At 71.0% G+C, this 18,388-nt stretch carries 13 protein-coding genes, 2 tRNA genes and 2 pseudogenes; 5 read left to right on the forward strand and 12 right to left on the reverse strand.

From position 1 onward, the window contains the following. Positions 1-88 precede the first annotated feature (88 nt). Positions 89-462, forward strand: a pseudogene (locus AOK15_RS26245) (MDR family NADP-dependent oxidoreductase); the annotation flags it as partial. 73 nt (positions 463-535) lie between these two features. On the opposite strand, the gene AOK15_RS26250 reads toward AOK15_RS26245, so the two are convergent. The 9 genes from AOK15_RS26250 to AOK15_RS26290 all read right to left on the reverse strand — a co-directional run bounded on the left by AOK15_RS26250 (position 536) and on the right by AOK15_RS26290 (position 10,823). Beyond that, positions 536-1,723, reverse strand: a complete 1,188-nt coding sequence (locus tag AOK15_RS26250) for an ABC transporter ATP-binding protein (protein ID WP_055520831.1) — start codon at positions 1,721-1,723, stop codon at positions 536-538. Positions 1,724-1,836: 113 nt separating this feature from the next. Beyond that, on the reverse strand, positions 1,837-2,670 hold the full coding sequence (locus AOK15_RS26255) for a carbohydrate ABC transporter permease (RefSeq protein WP_055520832.1): 834 nt from the start codon (positions 2,668-2,670) through the stop codon (positions 1,837-1,839). Then, positions 2,670-3,629: a carbohydrate ABC transporter permease gene (locus tag AOK15_RS26260; protein WP_055520833.1), complete on the reverse strand. Its 960-nt coding sequence runs from the start codon at positions 3,627-3,629 to the stop codon at positions 2,670-2,672. The genes AOK15_RS26255 and AOK15_RS26260 overlap by 1 nt, the downstream gene beginning before the upstream one ends. Before the next feature lie 70 nt (positions 3,630-3,699). Beyond that, complete coding sequence (locus AOK15_RS26265) at positions 3,700-4,929, reverse strand: ABC transporter substrate-binding protein (protein ID WP_240508598.1); 1,230 nt, start codon at positions 4,927-4,929, stop codon at positions 3,700-3,702. Positions 4,930-5,236: 307 nt separating this feature from the next. Next, positions 5,237-5,310, reverse strand: a tRNA-Pro gene (locus AOK15_RS26270). Positions 5,311-5,988: 678 nt separating this feature from the next. Next, positions 5,989-6,900: a YceI family protein gene (locus tag AOK15_RS26275; RefSeq protein ID WP_055520834.1), complete on the reverse strand. Its 912-nt coding sequence runs from the start codon at positions 6,898-6,900 to the stop codon at positions 5,989-5,991. 39 nt (positions 6,901-6,939) lie between these two features. After that, positions 6,940-7,977 (reverse strand): maleylacetate reductase, encoded by a 1,038-nt coding sequence (locus AOK15_RS26280; protein WP_055520843.1) that lies wholly within the window; start codon positions 7,975-7,977, stop codon positions 6,940-6,942. A 26-nt stretch (positions 7,978-8,003) separates the two neighbouring features. Beyond that, the gene (locus tag AOK15_RS26285) at positions 8,004-9,011 is read right to left on the reverse strand and encodes a dioxygenase family protein (protein WP_079058714.1); all 1,008 of its coding nucleotides are present in this window, start codon (positions 9,009-9,011) and stop codon (positions 8,004-8,006) included. Between the two features lie 54 nt (positions 9,012-9,065). Next, positions 9,066-10,823: an FAD-dependent monooxygenase gene (locus AOK15_RS26290; protein ID WP_055520835.1), complete on the reverse strand. Its 1,758-nt coding sequence runs from the start codon at positions 10,821-10,823 to the stop codon at positions 9,066-9,068. 211 nt (positions 10,824-11,034) lie between these two features. Between AOK15_RS26290 and AOK15_RS26295 the strand changes: the two genes are divergently transcribed. Then, complete coding sequence (locus AOK15_RS26295) at positions 11,035-12,972, forward strand: helix-turn-helix domain-containing protein (protein ID WP_055520836.1); 1,938 nt, start codon at positions 11,035-11,037, stop codon at positions 12,970-12,972. Here AOK15_RS26295 and AOK15_RS26300 read toward each other — a convergent pair. Both AOK15_RS26300 and AOK15_RS26305 read right to left on the reverse strand, forming a co-directional pair. Then, complete coding sequence (locus AOK15_RS26300; protein WP_167738860.1) at positions 12,960-14,936, reverse strand: ABC transporter ATP-binding protein; 1,977 nt, start codon at positions 14,934-14,936, stop codon at positions 12,960-12,962. The two genes, AOK15_RS26295 and AOK15_RS26300, sit on opposite strands and share 13 nt — an antisense overlap. A 278-nt stretch (positions 14,937-15,214) precedes the next feature. After that, positions 15,215-15,288 (reverse strand) — tRNA-Pro (locus AOK15_RS26305). 100 nt (positions 15,289-15,388) lie between these two features. Here AOK15_RS26305 and AOK15_RS26310 point away from each other — a divergent pair. From AOK15_RS26310 to AOK15_RS26320, 3 genes and pseudogenes are all read left to right on the forward strand, one after another. Further along, on the forward strand, positions 15,389-15,916 hold the full coding sequence (locus AOK15_RS26310; RefSeq protein WP_055520837.1) for a DUF309 domain-containing protein: 528 nt from the start codon (positions 15,389-15,391) through the stop codon (positions 15,914-15,916). A gap of 191 nt (positions 15,917-16,107) precedes the next feature. Continuing rightward, positions 16,108-16,947 (forward strand): annotated as a pseudogene (locus tag AOK15_RS26315) (MFS transporter); the annotation flags it as partial. Positions 16,948-17,014: 67 nt separating this feature from the next. Continuing rightward, positions 17,015-17,881, forward strand: coding sequence for an HAD-IIA family hydrolase (locus tag AOK15_RS26320; RefSeq protein ID WP_055520839.1), 867 nt, complete (start codon positions 17,015-17,017; stop codon positions 17,879-17,881). Here the strand turns inward: AOK15_RS26320 and AOK15_RS26325 are convergent. Beyond that, positions 17,867-18,388: sulfite exporter TauE/SafE family protein (locus AOK15_RS26325; RefSeq protein WP_055520844.1), on the reverse strand; the 522-nt coding region annotated here is incomplete at its 5' end. The two genes, AOK15_RS26320 and AOK15_RS26325, sit on opposite strands and share 15 nt — an antisense overlap.

Genomic DNA, 18,388 nt, shown 5'->3' on the forward strand with positions numbered 1-18,388 from the left:
CACGACGACCGGCGGGGCCGTGGCCCAGCTACCGGTGACGGCCCTCGCCGGCTGGACCACGCCACGACCTCCGGCCCTGCCGCTCTGGGCGGGGAAGGTACGGCAGGAGCTGCTGCTCGCCGCGCCCCACGGAGTCGACCGGTACTTCGACAACCTGGGCGGAACCATCACCGACACGGTGGTCACCCTGCTCAACGTGGACAGCCAGGTGGCCGTCCGCCGGCAGCGGGCCACCACGGTGAACGGCGAACTGACCGGGCCACGGCTGCTGCCGTACATCATGTTCCCGCGCACCACGATCCGCGGCATCTTCGCCGGGAGTGGTTCCACGAGCCGCTGTTGACGCGGATGCACCAGGAGCTGGGAGGTCTCGTCCGCGCCGGTGAGGTCCAGTACCACCAGACCGTGCCCCAGGGCTTCGACGCGATCCCGCACGCGTACCGCAGCCTCTACGTGACCCGCGAGAGGGACGGAGCAGGGCCCGGGTTACGGGGAGGCCGTTCTCCCACCGACGGGACAACGGCCTCCGACGCCGTCAGTCCACCCGCTCCGGGTGCGTGAGGTTCGCTCCGCTCGCCGGGTCGAACACATGGGCCTTGGCCACGTCGACCCGCAACTCCATGGGCTCACCCTCGCGCGCACGTGTCGCGGCGTCCAGACGGGCCACGATCTGATGGGTGTCGGCGCCGGTGTCGCGCAGCCCCGAGTCCTTGGCGAGCTCCTCCAACTCGGTGGTCGTAGCGGGTCCGCCCTCCGCGGTGAAGTAGACGTACACGTCGGAGCCCAGCGACTCCAGTACCTCCACGGTGGCGGTGAAGACCGGGCCCGTGCGGTCCCGTTCGTGGGACAGGGCCGCGTCCTCGAACGCCTCCGGTCGCAGCCCGATGATGACCTCGCGTGGCGCGTTCTGCTCCTCCAGCGACCGTCTCGTACGGTCGTCGAGGGGCAGGTCGCCCACGGGTGAGCGCAGGGCGCCGCCCTCGAGAGTGGCGTTCAGGAAGTTCATGGCCGGGGAACCGATGAAGCCCGCGACGAAGATGTTGCGCGGCAGATCGTACAACTCGGCCGGTGTGCCGATCTGTTGGACCAGGCCCTGTCGCATGACCACGACCCGGTCGCCGAGTGTCATCGCCTCGGTCTGGTCGTGGGTGACGTACACGGTGGTCGTGCCGAGGCGCCGTTGCAGCCGGGAGATCTGGGTGCGCATCTGCACCCGGAGTTTGGCATCGAGATTGGACAGCGGCTCGTCCATCAGGAACGCCTTGGGATCACGGACGATCGCCCGTCCCATGGCCACCCGCTGACGCTGGCCGCCCGAGAGGTTGGCGGGCTTGCGGTCCAGGTACTCGGTCAGATCGAGGATCTGCGCGGCTTCCGTGACCTTGGCGTCGATGGTGGCCTTGTCCACCTTGGCCAGGCGCAGCGGGAAGCCCATGTTCTCCCGGACGCTCATGTGCGGGTAGAGGGCGTAGCTCTGGAAGACCATGGCGACGTCGCGTTCCTTGGGAGCGAGGTCGTTGACGACGCGGTCTCCGATGCGGAGGGTGCCCTCGGTGATGTCCTCCAGGCCGGCGATCATGTTCAGTGTGGTGGACTTGCCGCATCCCGACGGACCGACCAGGATCACGAACTCGCCGTCGGCGATCTCGAGGTCCACGTCCTTGACGGCGAGGGACCCGTCGGGAAAGCGCTTGGTGACTCCCTCGAGGATGATCTCGGCCATGGGTGGTGCCTCCTTGCCTTCATACCTTCATGCGGTCCGGGTCGGCGTACTGCGGTCAGCCCCTCGGACCCGTGTTCTGCCTGCCGCGGCCGGGGAGTTCACGGTCGGGGGGTTCACCCCTTGACCGCCCCCGAAGTCAGTCCGGCCACGATCCGCCGCTGGAAGAGCAGGACGAAGACGATGATCGGGATGGTGATGACCACGGCGGCGGCGGCGATCGACCCCGTGGGCTGCTGGAACTGGGAGCTCCCGGTGAAGAACGCGATCGCGGCGGGCACGGTGCGCGCGGACTCGGTGGAGGTCAGCGAGATCGCGAACAGGAAGTCGTTCCAGCAGAAGATGAACACGAGGATGGCCGTGGTGAACACGCCCGGCGCGGCCAGCGGCACGATGACCATGCGGAAGGCCTGCGCGGGCGTCGCCCCGTCGACCTTGGCGGCCTTCTCCAGATCCCAGGGGATCTCCCGGAAGAAGGCGGACAGGGTATAGATGGCGAGCGGCAGGGAGAACGTCATGTACGGGATGATCAGCCCGATCCAGGTGTCGAAGATCCCGATGATCCGCTCGATGTTGAACAGCGGCGACACCAGGGAGATCGGCGGGAACATGGCGATCAGCAACGACATGCCGATCAGTACCCGCTTGCCGGGGAACCGCAGCCGGGCCACCGCGTAGGCGGCCATGGTGCCCAGCGCCACCGCGATCGCCGTGGCGATCAGGGCGATACCGATCGAGTTGATCAGCGCCCGGGTGAACTCGGAGGTCTCGAAGATGCCCCGGTAGTTGTCCCAGGTCCAGTCCGTGGGGATGTAGTTGCCGTCCGTCAGGGTGCTGGGGTTCTTGAACGACAGTGCGGCGATCCAGCCCACCGGGAACAGTGCGTACAGCACGACCAGTACGTTCAGGACACCCCATCGGGCGGCGTGTGTCTTTCCCACTGCGGCCATCAGCGCTTCACCTCCGCGCCGGGTGCGGCAGCGCCGAACAGTTTGACGAAGGTGAAGGCGATGATCCCGACGCAGATGAAGATCAGGACCGAGATCGCCGAGCCGATGCCCAGGTTCAGCGCGGTGAACAGGTTGTCGTACCCGAGGATCGACACCGAGCCGGTCCCCTGGGCGCCCGCGGTCAGGATGTAGATGTTGTCGAAGATCCGGAACGCGTCCAGGGTGCGGAAGAGGAGTGCCACCAGGATGGCCGGTTTCATCAGCGGCAGCATGATCTTGGTGAAGCGCTGCCAGGCGGTGGCACCGTCCACCATGGCCGCCCTCAGGGTCTCCTCGGGAACCAGCGCGAGGCCCGCGAGCAGCAGAAGCGCCATGAACGGCGTCGTCTTCCACACCTCGGCGAGGATGATCAGCCAGAGGGCGGGCCATTGTTCGGTCAGCGGAGCGTCCCCTTGCGGCAGCAACTCGGCCAGATATCCGAGATCCGGGGTCCACGCGTACTGCCAGGAGAAGGCGGCCACCACGGTGACGATCCCGTAGGGAATGAGGACCGACGTGCGGACGACGCCTCGCCAGAAGATCGTGCGGTGCATCACGAGGGCGAGCCCCATTCCGAGGACCAGTTCGATCGCCACCGACACGGCGGTGATGAACAACGTGACCCAGAAGGCGTCCCACCAGAACGAAGAGGTCAGCACCGCCCCGTAGTTGCTCAGCCCCACGAACTCCGCCCGTCCGGGAAAGCGCAGGTCGTAGCGCTGGAGGGACAGATACACGGCGTATCCGACGGGGTAGGCGGTCACGGCGATCATGACGACGACAGCGGGCGCGCAGAGCAGCCAGCCGAGCCGGCGCTCCTGTCTGGCGCCCGCCGAGAGTGCTGACCGGTCCGGTTCCACCTGGCCCGTCTCCGTCTCGGGGGGTGGCGGCGCTCCGGCCGGTTGCGCCCGCGTGCTCATCTCGGGCCGTCCGAGGACGCGACCCGCGCAGGGGAGAGCCGACCGGCACAGGGGGGCGGGAGGAGGTGGTTCACGGGATCACACCCTCGGATCGCAGGGCATCGTCGATCTGTTCCTTGATGGTCTCGACCGAGCTCACGGGTTCGATCCCGGAGGGTGGGGACAGGGTGTGGGAGACGGCGATCGACACGTTCTGGTAGACCGGGGTGATCGGGCGCACGCTCCCCGCCTCCAGTGCGGCCAGCACGTCCCGCGAGAAGGGGTACTCCTTCATGAACGCGGGCTCGTCGTACAGGGCGCGCAGCGTGGGGGGCAGACCGCCCTCGAGCGCTGCGGCGAGTTGGTTCTCCCGGTTGCGCAGGCACAGGGCCGCCTCGAAGGCCAGGTCGGAGTGGCGTGAGTAGGCGCTCACCGCCAGATCGATGCCTCCGATGGTGGGCCGCGCCGGGCGGTCCGCGTCGACCCGGGGGTACGGCGCCCAGCGGAAGTTCTTGAACAGCTCGGGGTTGTTCGCCTTCATCGACGGATAGACGAACGGGTAGTTGAGCTCGAACGCCGCCGTGCCCGACTCCATGGCGAGCCGGTTCTGGTCCTCCATCTGGTTGGGGAGGGAGGGGTCCGCGGCCGAGGAGTCCGCGAGATCACGCATGACCTGCGCGGCCCGGACGGCAGGAGGGCCGAGGGAGGGCGCGGTCGCGCTCGCGTTGAGGATGGTGCCGCCGGCACTGTTGATCAACGTGTTGAACCAGACGGTCAGGCCCTCGTACTGGGCACCCTGGATCTCCACGAAGTGCGGTTTGCCCTGTCGGGCGAGGGCCTCGGCCATGTCCAGCATCTCGGCCCAGGTCCCGGGCGGCCTGGGTACGAGGTCCTTGCGGTACCACAGGAGCTGGGTGTTGGCGTTGTACGGGACGGCGTACAGCTTGCCCTTCCAGGTCGAGGTCTGCAGCGGTACGCGCAGGGTGCCCTCGGTGGCCTGCCGCTTCGCGGCGCCCGTCCATTCCCGGATCCAGCGCGCCTCGGCGAACTCGGCCGCCCAGGTGACGTCCAGACCCAGGATGTCGAGCGAGTCGTCCTCGGCGGCGAGTCTGCGGACGAGCTGCTGGCGCTGGCCGTCCGCGGCGCGCGGGAGCTTGTTGTAGCTGATCCGGTAACGCCCGCCCGACGCCCGGCTGCACCCGTCGGCGGCCTTCTGGAGGGCACCGGAGTCGTCGGGGAAGTTGTACCAGTTGAGGGTGGGCGTACCGGAACCCTCGTCGTCACCGCATGCGGTGAGCACCGACGCCAGCAACGGCAGCACGGCGAACGCCCGGAGCCAGCGCGCACCTCGGGGACGTCCCCGCTGACCCGAAACCGGCCGGCAGCCGCACCTCGCGTGCATGCGCTCCACACCTCGCTTCCGGACGGTGACAGGGGATTCGGGCTTTGCGGTGTTTCCTCCTGCGCACACTAAGGACCACAAAAAGTTAGATCAAGCACATATCGCCACAAATCGCCCAGCGATTCGCCGGGTCACACGTTCGCCGAGGGACGAGTGGGGCGGGGAGAAATGAAGAGGCCGGTTTCGGATGCTTCCGAAACCGGCCCTCATCTACGACTCTTTCGAGTCGGGACGACAGGATTTGAACCTGCGACCCCTTGACCCCCAGTCAAGTGCGCTACCAAGCTGCGCCACGTCCCGTCGCGATCTCCACGGTGCCCGCACTACCGACTCGTGCTCCGTGTGAACGCGCAGGTAAACCCTATCCTACATACCCCGCAGCAGACGGAGGGGGTGCGCCCACACCACCTCCTCGAACATGCGGGACCCGGGTCTCCATGCGCGGCGCGTCGGACCACCGGTCGAACGCCGCGCCGAGCCGGCGCGCGTACGGCGTCGGCTCGTCCGGTGGTGCCACACCGGCCGGGAGGCACTCCGGGGGATCGTCCGGTGCTCCAGGCCGGGCGGAGGGTGTCGCCACGTGCCGTGCGGCAGCAGGAAGTCGACGCGGGGCGGGGCGAAGTCCAGCAGGCCTCGTAGGTCTCGACGGGGTCGTGGGCGAGATCCACGGTGCAGAGCAGTCCCCCGAAGAGGTCCCGGCGGCGGGGCTCGTCGAGCAGGCGCAGCCCTTCGGCGACGTGGGCGTGGCTGGGGTGGGCCCGACTCCCGCGGACCATCGGGCAGTGGTTGCCGGATCTCTGGCCCTGGTTGTCGGCGTCGCGGCAGGAGAACCGGCGGTGGGCGGAACGGCTTGCGGCCTGCGAACCGGCTCGGGCTCTGGCGGAGGTAGAACTGCCGGACGCAGGCTGAACGAGCGGGCCGAGCCGCCTGCGTCTCGCGTCTCGCGGCAGTTCCCGGTTCCGGTTCCGGTTCCGCTCGCTACTCCGGTGGCGTAGGCGTGTCGTGGGTGCGGTACATCGCCTGGACGTCGAGTTCCAGTTGGACCGTTGGGCCCACGACGGCTATGCCTCGGGCGAGCATCGTGCGCCAGTTCAGGGTGTAGTCCTCGCGGTGGAGTTCTGCCTTGGCGAGGGCGGCGCACCGGAGCTCCTCGCCGTAGCCGCCGTTGACGGTGCCCAGGTACGTCGTGTCGAGGGCGACGGAACGGCTGACGCCGTGCATCGTGAGGGTGCCCTGGAGCGTCCACTTGCTGCCGCCCCGGTAGGCGAAGCGGTGGCTGGTGAAGTCGATGTGGGGGTAGCGCTCGACGTCGAGGAAGTCGGCCGAACGTAGGTGTGCGTCCCGCGTGTTGTTGCCGGTGTTGATGCTGGACGCGTCGATGCGGACGTGGACGCGGGACTCGGTGACGTCCTGGGCGACCTGCAGTCCGCCCTCGAAGCGTTCGAAGCGGCCGTGGACGTGGGCCATGCCGACGTGCTTGGCGATGAAGCGGATCGCGGTGTGCGGCGGGTCGAAGAGCCAGGTGCCGGGGACCGGGAGTTCCAGCTGGCGGGCCGAGCGCAGCCAGACGCGTTCCGGGGTCGGGCCGGTGTCCGGGACGATCTCCACTGACTCCCGGTGGGGTTCGAGCCCTTCGGCCACGATCAGCAGGCTGTACGCGCCCGGCGGCAGGACGGCCATGAAGTAGCCGTACGGGTCGGTGGTGCCGCGGGCGGCGACCCGGTGGCTGCGGAGTTCCGTCACCGTCACCTCGGCCGCGCCCATGGGCTGGTTCACCGGGTCCAGGACCTCACGGACGAGGGCACCCGCGCCGGGCGGGACCGGAAGCGTCAGGCCCGCGGCTCCCCGGGAGGCTTGGGAGGAGCGCCGCCGGAGCAGTCCGAGGGGCATGCTGTTCACCTTTCAGTTCTCGATGTGCGGTCGGTCGGGTCACGTGGGTGACGGTCGGTCCCCCGCGTACGCCGCTCGCAGTACGTCCAGGACGCCCGCCTCGGTGACCTCGCGCGGGTTGGAGTACGCCTGCCCGGCCACCTGGGACGCGGCGACCGTCAAGTCCGCCTCCCTGAGCCCGAGTTCGGCGAGGGAACGCGGGGCGCCCAGGCTGCCGGACAGTTCCCACAGGGCGTACGGGGCGTCGTCGGTGTCCAGGGCCCGGCCCAGTGCCGCGAGGGCCTCGGGGGCCGCGGGGGCGTTGTGGGCCAGCGCGTACGGGAGGACGACCGTGTGGGTCTCGGCGTGCGGCAGGCCGAAGGTGCCGCCGAGGACATGGCAGAGCTTGTGGTGCAGGCCCATCGTGGTCGCGCCGAGCGCGGCACCGCACAGCCAGGCGCCGTACAGCGCACGGCCCCGCGCGTCGAGGTCCCGCGGATCGGCCGCCAGTTCGGGCAGCGCGTGCGTCATGGCCCGGGCGCCCTCCGCCGCCGTCAGCGACACCAGCGGGGTGGCGTCCGGCGCGTAGAGGGCCTCCGCCGCGTGGGCGACCGCGTTGATGCCGCTGGTCACGGTCAGCGGCACGGGGAGGGAGAGGGTCAGTTCGGGGTCGTAGACGACGCTGCGGGGCAGGACGGACGGGTCGCGGCCGGTGCGTTTGGCGCCGTGCTCGGTCAGTCCCCAGACGGGGGTCATCTCCGAGCCCGAGTACGTCGACGGCACCGCGATCAGCGGCAGGCCGGTGTGCAGCGCGATGGCCTTGCCCAGGCCGATCGCGGAGCCGCCGCCGACGGCGACGCACCCGTCGGCCCCGGCGGCGCGCGCCACCTCGACGGCCCGTTCGGCGACCTCGGTGGGCACATGCATTCGGGCCTCGGTGTGCAGCCCGGCGCAGGCGCCGCCGAGGGAGTCCGCGACAGCCCGAGCCGTCTGCGCGCCTCGCGGGCCGGACACCACCAGCAGCCGTCGCAGGCCGAGGCGTTCGGCCTCGCCCGGCACTGCGGTCACGGAGGAGCCGGCGCGGAGCACGACCCGCATGGGCGGGGACTCGTGGACGAACTCCCTCACGCTTCCTCCCGGTCGAGCGTTTCGGGCGTGTCGAGTGCGTCGGGTGTTTCGGGTCTGTCGGGCGTGTCGAGGGTGTCGAGCACGAGGTCGAAGCGGGCGTGCCGGAACGGGTTCGGGATGCCGAACTCCCGTGCGAGCTCGGGGTCGTCGGTCTCGGCGAAGTCCTGGACGAGGCTCTCCTTGACGGCGAACACCGCGTCCGAGTCGAGGTGGTCGCTGCCCGCCACGAAGATGTGCGTGGTGACCGTCCGGTGCCCCTCGGCCGAGCCGATGAAGTGGATGTGGGCCGGGCGGTAGGGGTGGCGTACGGTGGCTTTCAGGAGCGCGCCGACCGGGCCGTCCGTCGGGATCGGGTACGGGCTCGGCACGCAGGTGCGGAACCAGAAGCGGCCCTCGTCGTCCGTCGTGAACAGTCCGCGCCCGTTGCCGGGCGGCTGCACGTCCGGCTGCTGGACGTCGTAGAAGCCCTCGGCGTTCGCCTGCCAGACGTCGAGGACCGCGCCGGGCAGCGGGGTGCCGTCGCGGGACAGCACACGCCCGCTGATCACGCACGGCTCGCCGCCGCCGACGAGGTCGATGTCCGCGCCGAGCGCACGGGCCGGGGACTCGGTCATGTGGAAGGGGCCGAGGACGGTCGACTCGGTCACGGCAGCGGCCTCGGCGCCTGGGTCGCGACTCCCGTCCGCGCCGTCCCGGTCCCCCGCGCCCCGCTCGCTGTTGATCGTCTCCACGAGCATGGAGACGCCCAGCACGTCCGACAGCAGCACGAACTCCTGCCGGGTGGCGGTGCAGGCCTGTCCGGTCGCCGTGAGGAAGGCGATGGCCCGCTCCCACTCCGCCATGGTCGGCCCGGTCTCGCGGACGAAGGCGTGCAGGTGGCGGGTGAGGGAGGCGAGCAGTTCGCGCAGCCGGGGGTCGGGGGTGCCGTCCATGCTGGCGACGACCGCTTCGGTGATCCGGGTCGTGAACGCATCGCTCGTGCCCGTACGCGTGCCGGTGCTCATGCCGGTGCTCATGCCGGTGCTCATGTCGGTGCTCATGTCCGGGCATCCTTCCCGTCAGGCATGTCCGAGGATCCGTCGCAACGCCGCTGTCAGCAAACGCTCCGCGTCCTCGGCCGACGCGGCGGCCGTGGCGTGCCGGAAGGCCACGTACCCGTCGGGGCGGACGAGCAGGGCTCCCCCGTCGGCGATCTCGCTCAGCCGCGCCCAGTCGCCGTACGGGTCCTCGTACTGCCGGCCGGGGCCGATGACGACGGTGGTGATCTCCGGGTCCTGGGCCTCGGCCGCCCGCGTCCAGTGGTCGCTGCCGATGCCGGTGATCAGGGTGAAGCGGCCCTGCCCGACGGTGTCGAGCGTGGAGAGGGTGCGGGTGCCGTAGGTGAGCCAGGCGTGCGGGAGCCGGGCGCCGGGGCGGGTGCTGGGCTGGTGGTGCAGCTCGGGGTCGCGGTCGAAGCCGGGGTCGGGGGTACCGTCGGGGACGATCGCCTCCGAGGCGTATCGCTGGTTGAGGTCGACCCCGTGCGCGTTGAACTCGTACACCTTGAACGCGATGGCCTCACGCAGCCGCGCCCGCTGCTTCTCGGCGGCCTCGGTGGCGTCCTTGCGGGCGGCGATGTTGGCCCACAGCTGCTCGGGGGTCTGCGGGGAGAGCCCGTCGAGTGCCTCGAAGACGGGCGCGGTCTCGCCGATGGACTTGTTGGCGCGGGTGACGATCTGCCGGCCGATCGGGGCGCGCTCGGCGGTGTACGTGTCCAGCAGTCGCGGTGAGGCCGTGCCGTCGAGGACGAGCTTGAGCTTCCAGGCCAGGTTGTAGGAGTCCTGGACGGAGGTGTTGGAGCCGAGGCCGTTGGACGGCGGGTGCCGGTGCGTGGCGTCGCCGGCGCAGAAGACCCGGCCGGCGGAGTACGTCTCCGCGTACATCTCGTTGACCGTCCACGCCGAGGACGACTTGACGGTCACCGGGATGTCGTCGTCGCCGATCAGCTTGCGGACGACGCTCTCGGCGTACTCGGTGGTGAGGTCGGGGGCGCCCGCGGTGACGTCGTACCCCCAGACGATCAGCCACTCGTTCCAGGGGCGGACGCAGCGCACGAGGCCCGCGCCGATGCCGCCGACGGTGGCACCCGGGGCCAGCACCCAGTACAGGGTGGAGGGCCGGTGCGCGGTGTACTTCGTGAGGTCCGCGTCGAAGACGATGTTGATGCTGCCTGCCACGCCCATCTGGCCGCCCATGGGGAGCCCCGCGTCCTCGGCGACCTGGGAGCGGCCGCCGTCGGCCCCGATCAGGTACTTCGCGCGGATCGTGTACTCGTCGCCGCGCAGCCGGTCCTCGACGGTGACGGTGACACCGTCGGCGTCCTGGACGAAGGACTTGTAGACGGTGCTGAAGCGCAGGTGGGTGCCGCGGGCGACCGCCGCGTCGATCAGGACCGGCTCCATGAGGTGCTGGGGCATGTCGCACATACGGGTGGGGCTGGCGAGTTCGTGCGCGGCCTGCACGAGCGGGTCGTTGCCCCAGGAGCGGACCCGGCCCAGCTCCTCGCCGGCGAGACTGGTGCAGAAGGTCGTGTCGCCCATCAGGTGCTGCGGGGTGGCCTTCGCGACGACCTCGTCCTCCACACCGAGGTCCCGCAGGACCTCCATGGTGCGCTGGTTGGTGATGTGCGCGCGTGGCGTGTCGGCGAGGCGGGCGTAGCGGGTGACGACGATGTTCGGCACGCCGTACGTGCTCAGCGCGAGCGCGGCGGAGGCGCCGGCGGGGCCACTGCCCACGATCAGTACGTCGGTCACGACATCGGGCTCGACGGTGTGCACGGGGACGCTCCAGGGACATGAGAACGGGCACCGACCGTCGAAGATCATGGACGGGTGCGCGGAAGCGTGGGTGTCTCAATACGAGACAGTTCGGCACACGGGGCAGGGCGCCTGGGAGGTCGGGCGCCCGTATCGGGCTGCCCACGGCACGGAGTACGGAAACGGGGCGCTTGTTGCTCATTCAACCTGTGCCGGTACGGTGAGTGGTGTCGTGACCACCACAGAGCAGCCCTCCGTCTCCGTCCGCCCCACCCTCACCTCGCTGCGCAGGGCCCGGGAGTTGTTCCTGCTGGGGCGGCAACTGCCGGACGACGTACCGGAAGAGGTCGTCGCCGCGTGGAAGCGTGCCCGGTTCTTCGGCGTACGACACGACACGCGGGACCCGGTCCCCGACCCGGCGCCGCCTCCCGTACGGCCGGAGGGGTCGGCCCTGCTGGCGGCGGCCCGGCCGGTCCTCGAACGGATCGCCCCCGCCCTCGGCACGGAACAGGCGGCCCTCCTCCTCACCGACGAGCGGCTGCGGGTGCTGTGGGCGACCGGCGGCGAACGGGACGACCTCTGCCGATTCGACCTCTCCGAGCAGACGGTCGGTGTGAACAGCGCGGCCCGCGCCCTCAGCACGCGTCGGCGGGCGGAGGTGCACGGGCCCGAACACTTCCTCGACCTCTGGCAGGACGTCTCCGCGGTCAGCGTGCCGGTGCTCGCCCCGGACACCGGTCGCCCCCTGGGCACGGTGACCGTGGCCTCCACGCTCTGCGCGGAGTGCGGCCCGCATCCGGGCGCCGCCCTCGCCGAGGCCGCCGCCGACGCCGTCGAGGCGGAACTCCTCGCGCGGTCGCAGGGGGCGGAACGGGTGCTGCTGGACGCGTACTTGGCGGCCGTGCGCGGTGCGGGAGGTCACGGCCGGGACGGCGAGGGGGGTCGGGAGCGCGGTGGGCGCGGGCGCCCGGAGGTGGGGCGGGCGGTCGTCGCCCTGGACGGACGCAGTCGGCTGGTCAGCGAGGCCGCGGGGCGGCTGCTGTCACCGGAGGGGCTGGAGGCGCTGGAGCGCGGTGCGGTCGCCGCGGTGGGAGGGGCGGCCTTCGCGGCCGTGCCGTTGCCGTTGTCGGTGCCGTCGTCGGTGCCGTCCACATCCTCGTCCTCGGGCCCGTCCCCGGCGGCGTCCTCGTCCTACTCCGTGCCGTTGCCGGAGGGGGCGAAGTGCCGTGCGACCCTCACTCCCGTGACGCATCTGGGCTCGGTGATCGGTGTGGTCGCCGTGTTGGAGCCGGTGCGGCGGACGGCCGCCGAGGTCGACGAGCGGGGCAGTGCGGCGGCGGACGGGCACAGTGGCGGCGGTGGCGACGTGGGGATGGCCGGGCATTCGGTGGCCTGGCGGCACGCGGTCGACCGGGCGACGGAGCTGGTGCGGACGTCGTCGGAGCCGCTGCTGCTCGTCGGGGAACGCGGCACCGGGAAGGCGTCCCTCGCCCGGCAACTGGCGGGGGAACTCGCCGGGGAACTGGCCGGGGAGCCGCTGCTGACGGCGGACGCTGCGGAGGGTGAGGTCCACGCCGCGTTGGACGCGTGGGCGGGCGGCCGGGCGATCCTCGTCCGGCACGCCGAGCGTCTGGCCCAGCGCGATGTGGCGGCCCTCAACTCGCTCCTCGAAGCGCCTCCCGTCGCGCCCCTGCTGGTGACGTACACACCGGGCCCCCCGCCCGGTCCCTGCATCCAACGGCTGCTGGACAGCCTGGCCGCGCGCACGGTCACCCTGCCCGCGCTGCGCGAACGCCCCGAGGACATCAGGGACTTGCTCGACTCCCTCACTCCCAGGCCCGCGCCGGGGGAGCCGCCGCTCACCTGGTCGCTGGACGCGCTGCGCGCTCTGGAGCAGCACCCGTGGCCCGGCAACGTCACCGAACTGGTGCACCTGGTGCGGGCGTTGACCGAGCAGCGCCGGGCGACGGGGCCCGTACGGCGGGCCGAGCTGCCGGACCCGGTGCGGGAGGGCCCGGCCGCCCGGCGGCTCAGTCCGATGGAACGGGCCGAGCGCGCCGCCATCCTGGACGCCCTGCACCGGCACGGCGGCAACAAGGCCCGTACGGCGGTGGCCCTGGGCATCGCCCGCGCCACCCTGTACCGGAAGCTCCGGGGCTATCGGGGCTGAACGCCCAGCGGATCGGCGGGCCGGTCGCGGGCGGAGGTCCCGTCGGCGGACGGTTGAGCAGGGCTCTTGATGTCGGTGGACTCGATCTCGGCGGACTCGATGTCGGCGGGACCGATGTAGAGGTCCGTGGGCTTGGTGTCGGTCGAACTGTCGTCAGTGCGGGCATCCGTGGCGGCGGCGTCCGTGCCGTCGTCCGTGGGGCCGTCGTCGAGAAAGCCGCCCGACTGGTGCTGCCACAGCTTGGCGTAGGCGCCTTCGCGGGTGAGCAGTTCCTGGTGCGTGCCCTGTTCGATGATCCGGCCGTGGTCGAGGACGACGAGTTGGTCCATGCCGGCGACCGTGCTCAGCCGGTGGGCGACCACGAGCGCCGTACGGCCCTCCATGAGCCGCCACAGCGCCTCCTGTACGAGGAGTTCACTCTCGGAGTCGAGGGCGCTGGTCGCCTCGTCGAGCAGCAGGATCGGCGCGTCGCGCAGGATCGCCCTGGCGAGCGCGACCCGCTGGCGCTGTCCGCCGGACAGTTTGATGCCGCGCTCCCCCACCAGCGTCTCGAAACCGTCCGGCAGGGCGTCGGCGAACTCCGTGACGTGGGCGGCCTCCGCCGCGCGCCGGATCTCGACGTCGGTGGCGTCCGGCCGGGCGAACGCGATGTTGTCCCGCAGGGTGCGGTGGAACATCGCCGGGTCCTGCGGCACGTACGCGATGAGGCTGCGCAGGTCGGCCTGGCGTAACCGGCTGATGTCCTGGCCTCCGATGAGGATGCGCCCGGCATCGATGTCATTCATGCGCAGCAGAAGCCGGGAGAGCGTCGTCTTGCCGCCGCCGGACCGGCCCACGAGACCGACCTTGGTCCCGCTGGGCACCGTCAGATCGAGGCCACGGAAGAGTGGTGCGGCGCCGGCGTGGGCGAAGGTCACCTTCTCGAAGCGCACATCGGCGGGGCCGGGCCGCAGGGGTTCCGGCTCCGCCGGGTCGAGCACGGTCGGCGGGTCGCGCAGCAGGTCGGTGAATTGCGCGGCCTCCGTCATCGCGCTCTCCATCCGACGGTAGATCTGGTTGAACTCGAACATGATCCGCGTCGCGTTGGTGTAGTAGGTGAAGGCGACGACGACCGCCTCGACGCCGTTCCCGCTCGCGCCGAGGGCGATGGCGAGCACCAGGCCCAGCACGTTGGTCAGCACGGACAGCGGGGCGACCAGGGTGTCGATGCGGAGGTTGCCGTAGTCCCACGACCGCAGGGAGAGCCGGCGGGACTCGGCGACCCGGGACCGGTGCTCCGCGGCCTCCCGCTCCTCGGCGGCGAAGGCGCGGACCGTGTCCATGTTCATCAGGCTGTCGGCGACATGGCCGGACACCCGGGCGATGGCCTCTTCGCGCAGGCCCACGAGTGCCTGGCGGCGGCGGATGAGCGGCACCACGCAGACCGCGGTCAGCGCGATCATCACCAGGAGCCCGACGACGAGCAGAGGTTCGTACCGCCACAGGACCACCGCCCCGAACAGCAGCGGCACGAAGTTGCCGAGGACCGAGAAGGTCAGGGTGTCGACGAACTGCTCGAAGCGGGACGCGAAGCTCAGGACCCGCTTGGTCAGCGAACCGGCGAAGTTGTCGTGGAAGAACGTGGCGTCCTTGGCGAACAGTTCGTCCATGCCGATGACGTACAGGCGCTCGATGCCGAGGGCGTCGAGACGGTTCAGGCAGTGCAGGCCGAGGCGCCAGAGCGTCTCGGCGAACAGCAGGACGCCCGCGAAGCCGAGGATGTAGGGCAGCGTCGAGCCGACGGTGACGTCGGGGTCGTCGGCGATACGGCCGACGAGTTTGGCGACGACCAGTGGTGCCACGTAGTAGATACCGATGTTGCCGACGGCCGGAAGGAGCATGCCGGGGACGGCGAGCAGCCGCAGCCGGGCCAGTTCCCGTCCGTAATAGCGAAGTGCGAGGAGGACCGGGCCCTTGCCCGGCATCGCTGTGCGTGATTCAGGTGATCCCATCCCGCCCCTGTGTGTCGTGTGGCGGTCCGCCACGAGCCTGTTGGGGGAATGCCCTGCCTGAACGGCGGCGCCATACGCGCACAAACAGGGCAGGCAATGAAGTCTCCCGTGCCGGGACGCACGAGGTCCAAGCCTTTTCCCCTGTCGGCGACAGGCCGTACGCGGGTGCGATTCAATCCGGCCATATCGTTCGCGGCGGCAAAACGAGCAGCGGGCCCGCCGTGTTCGGCGGACCCGCTGGCCCTGCACCGTCGGGACGACAGGATTTGAACCTGCGACCCCTTGACCCCCAGTCAAGTGCGCTACCAAGCTGCGCCACGTCCCGGTGCGCTGTCCGCGGTGGAACCGCGTGATCGCGCAGAGAGAACTTTACCGTACGTCGGCCGGTGCCCTGCGGCCGGTGAGGGGCGAGGGACAATCGAGGCATGGACGCGACATCGGACGACGGGACGGCACGGCGGCGGGACCGGGACACGGAGGGCCGCGCGCGCAACGCCAGGCCGCGGGACGGGCTGGGGCGGCCGTTGCCGTACGGGGCGGACGGTGTGGAGCGGCAGCCCGAGGGCGTCGTACGGGGGCCGGAGCAGACCGTCGCGGAGGCGCAGGCTCTGCTGGACGCGGGGAAGCCGTTCCACGCGCACGAGGTCTTCGAGGACGCGTGGAAGTCGGGGCCGGAGGAGGAGCGCGCCCTGTGGCGGGGGCTGGCCCAGCTCGCCGTCGGGCTCACGCACTCGGCGCGCGGCAACGCCACGGGCGGCGCCCGGCTGCTGCGGCGCGGGGCCGGCGCGGTCGAGGAGTGGGCGGCGGCGGAGGGCCGGGCGCGGCCGTACGGCATCGACCTGGCGCATGTCGCGACCTGGGCCCGCGAGCTCGCCGGGGTCGTGGAGGGTCAGGCGCGGCCGGTGGACGCGGGGAGCTGGGCACCGCGTCTGGGAGGGGACGGGCCCCGGTAGCGGCCGCGTGGCTGGTGCCGCCGGCCGCCGGCTGCCGACTGCCGGGTCCAGGTTGTCGGGTCCAGGCTGTCGGTTGTCGGGTCCAGGCTGTCGGCCGGCCGTCTCGCGAAGGTGCCGCCCCGGTGGTGCAGGGGCCGGATCATGGACACGTATCTGCCGCGAGGGCAGAGTCGCCGACGGGAGGGCGGGCGATCGTCGGCATCGCCGTGCAGAACACCGTCGCGTACTCCGACCTGGGGACGGCGACCTCGGGCGTCAGCTTCTTCCGTACGCTGGGCAGTTCCTTCCTGACGGCCGTGTTCGGCACGATCTACGCCAACACGCTCGCCCCGAAGCTGTCCGCCGGGGTCGCCGAGGTCGCGGAGCCGATCGTCGGGGCGTACGCCGACACGCTCCAGACCGTCTTTCTGTGGACCGTGCCGGTCGCCGCCCTGGGTTTCGTGGTCGCGCTGTTCCTCAAGCAGGTGCGGCTGCGGGACAGCGCGCGGGCGGGGTCGTCGGACATGGGCGAGGGCTTCGCGCGGCCTCCTGCCGGGGATTCACAGCGGCTGCTGGAGGCGGCCGTGGGGAGGATCGTCGGCCGGACCGAGCAGGACACCGCGCGCCGGGTCGTCGCCGCGTCCGACACCCGGCTGGACATCGCTGCCGCCTGGGCCGTCATGCAGGTCGAGCTGTTCACCCGGATGGTCGGCCATGGGAGCCTGACGCTGATCGCCGCGCGTCGCCGTATGCCGCCAGAGGTCCTGGTGCCGGTCTTCGACCGCATGGTGGAGGAGGGATGCCTCACGCGTGACGGCACGCTGTTCTCCCACACGGAGGCGGGTGTCCGCGAGGCCCGGGTGATCAGCGCGGCCTGGGGCGACTGGCTCCGGCAGGGGCTGGAGGAGGACTACGGCCGTCCCGTCGACGGGGACCTGTGCGCCGCCGTCGACACCATCGCCAAGCGGCTGCTGAGGGAGGACCTCACGCACGGTCTGCCGGTCCGGGAACGCGAGTCGGTCCCGTCCGGCGCGACGGCGACCGCCGGCTGATCACCGGCGATCACCAGCCGACTGCCGGACGACTGCCGGTCGGTCATCTCCGGCGTATCGTCCGGGTATGGCCGAGAAACGCGCTGTTCTCGTCGACATCGACGGTGTGCTGACCATCTCATGGAAGCCGCTGCCGGGTGCGGTCGAGGCGTTGCGGGAGATCCGCGGGGCCGGGCTGGGGGTCGCGCTGGTGACCAACACGACGTCCCGGACGCGGGCGTCGATCGCCGGGGTCCTGACCGGCGCCGGGTTCCCCGTGACCGCCGACGACATCCTGACCGCGCCGACCGTGACCGCCGCCTATCTCGCCCGGCACTGTCCGGGGGCGCGCTGCGCGCTGCTGAACAGCGGTGACGACATCCGCGAGGACCTCACCGGGGTACGGCTGACCGTCGACGACGGCACGGGCTCGGACATGGCCCCGGGCGAGGACGAAGACGCAGACATTGACGTTGACGTTGACGTTGACGTGGTGATCGTCGGCGGGGCGGGGCCCGGTTTCGACTACGCGGCGCTCAACCGGGCCTTCGGGCAGCTCCAGCGCGGGGCCCGGCTCGTGGCGATGCACCGCAATCTGTACTGGCGGACGGACGAGGGGCTCCAACTGGACTCGGGTGCGTTCCTCGTCGGGCTGGAGCAGGCGGCGCGCAGGGAGGCCGAGATCACGGGCAAGCCGTCCGCCGCGTTCTTCGAGGCGGCACTGGCGCACCTCGGCGTCGCGGCCGGGGACGCGCTGATGGTCGGGGACGACATCGAGTCGGACGTGCTGGCGGCTCAGCGGGCGGGTATCAGCGGTGTGCTCGTCAGGACCGGGAAGTACCTGCCGGAGACCCATCACGCCGCGAGCGGCAGCCCCGACCACGTGGTGGACTCGTTCGCGGATCTGCCCGCGCTGCTGGGGCTCGGCGACGGGACGCCGTCAGCGCAGCAGTAGCTGGAGGCCGCCGAGGACCGTCGCCGCGATCACCAGTTGTTCGAACAGCCGCTGGTTGATGCGGTGCACCGCCCACTTGCCGAGCAGGGCACCGGGCACCACGAACAGGGCGAGCGTCGCGTCCAGCAGTAGGGAGGGGCCGTCGATGAGGCCGAGGCCCACGCTGAAAGGGACCTTGGAGACGTTGACGATCAGGAAGAAGAACGCCGATGTGCCGAGGAAGCCGAGCTTGCGGAAGCCGGCGGAGAGCAGATACATCGACATCACGGGGCCGCCGGCGTTGGCGACCATGGTGGTGAAGCCGCCGAGGACGCCGTACGAGCGGGCCTTGACGCGGCCGGCGCGGGTGGTGACGGAGTCGGGTTCGTCGTCCTGGTCGACGGTGCGGCGGCGCCACACGGTGACCGCCGTCATCAGCAGAAGGATCGCGCCGATCGAGGTCCGTACGATCTGGTCGTCGGCCCACATCAGGAACAGCGTGCCGAACACAACGCCCGCGCCGACCGC

This window comes from Streptomyces ossamyceticus (assembly GCF_001418475.1).
Taxonomy (GTDB): Bacteria; Actinomycetota; Actinomycetes; order Streptomycetales; family Streptomycetaceae; genus Streptomyces; species Streptomyces ossamyceticus.

Bases quoted from the DNA above. Each gene is read 5' to 3' on its own strand.
- AOK15_RS26285 (WP_079058714.1), bottom strand. From the start codon at position 9,011: ATGAGCACCGGCACGCGTACGGGCACGAGCGATGCGTTCACGACCCGG.
- AOK15_RS26275 (WP_055520834.1), bottom strand. From the start codon at position 6,900: ATGCCCCTCGGACTGCTCCGGCGGCGCTCCTCCCAAGCCTCCCGGGGA.
- AOK15_RS26320 (WP_055520839.1), top strand. From the start codon at position 17,015: ATGGCCGAGAAACGCGCTGTTCTCGTCGACATCGACGGTGTGCTGACC.
- AOK15_RS26255 (WP_055520832.1), bottom strand. From the start codon at position 2,670: ATGGCCGCAGTGGGAAAGACACACGCCGCCCGATGGGGTGTCCTGAAC.
- AOK15_RS26260 (WP_055520833.1), bottom strand. From the start codon at position 3,629: ATGAGCACGCGGGCGCAACCGGCCGGAGCGCCGCCACCCCCCGAGACG.
- AOK15_RS26250 (WP_055520831.1), bottom strand. From the start codon at position 1,723: ATGGCCGAGATCATCCTCGAGGGAGTCACCAAGCGCTTTCCCGACGGG.
- AOK15_RS26300 (WP_167738860.1), bottom strand. From the start codon at position 14,936: ATGCCGGGCAAGGGCCCGGTCCTCCTCGCACTTCGCTATTACGGACGG.
- AOK15_RS26280 (WP_055520843.1), bottom strand. From the start codon at position 7,977: ATGCGGGTCGTGCTCCGCGCCGGCTCCTCCGTGACCGCAGTGCCGGGC.
- AOK15_RS26310 (WP_055520837.1), top strand. From the start codon at position 15,389: ATGGACGCGACATCGGACGACGGGACGGCACGGCGGCGGGACCGGGAC.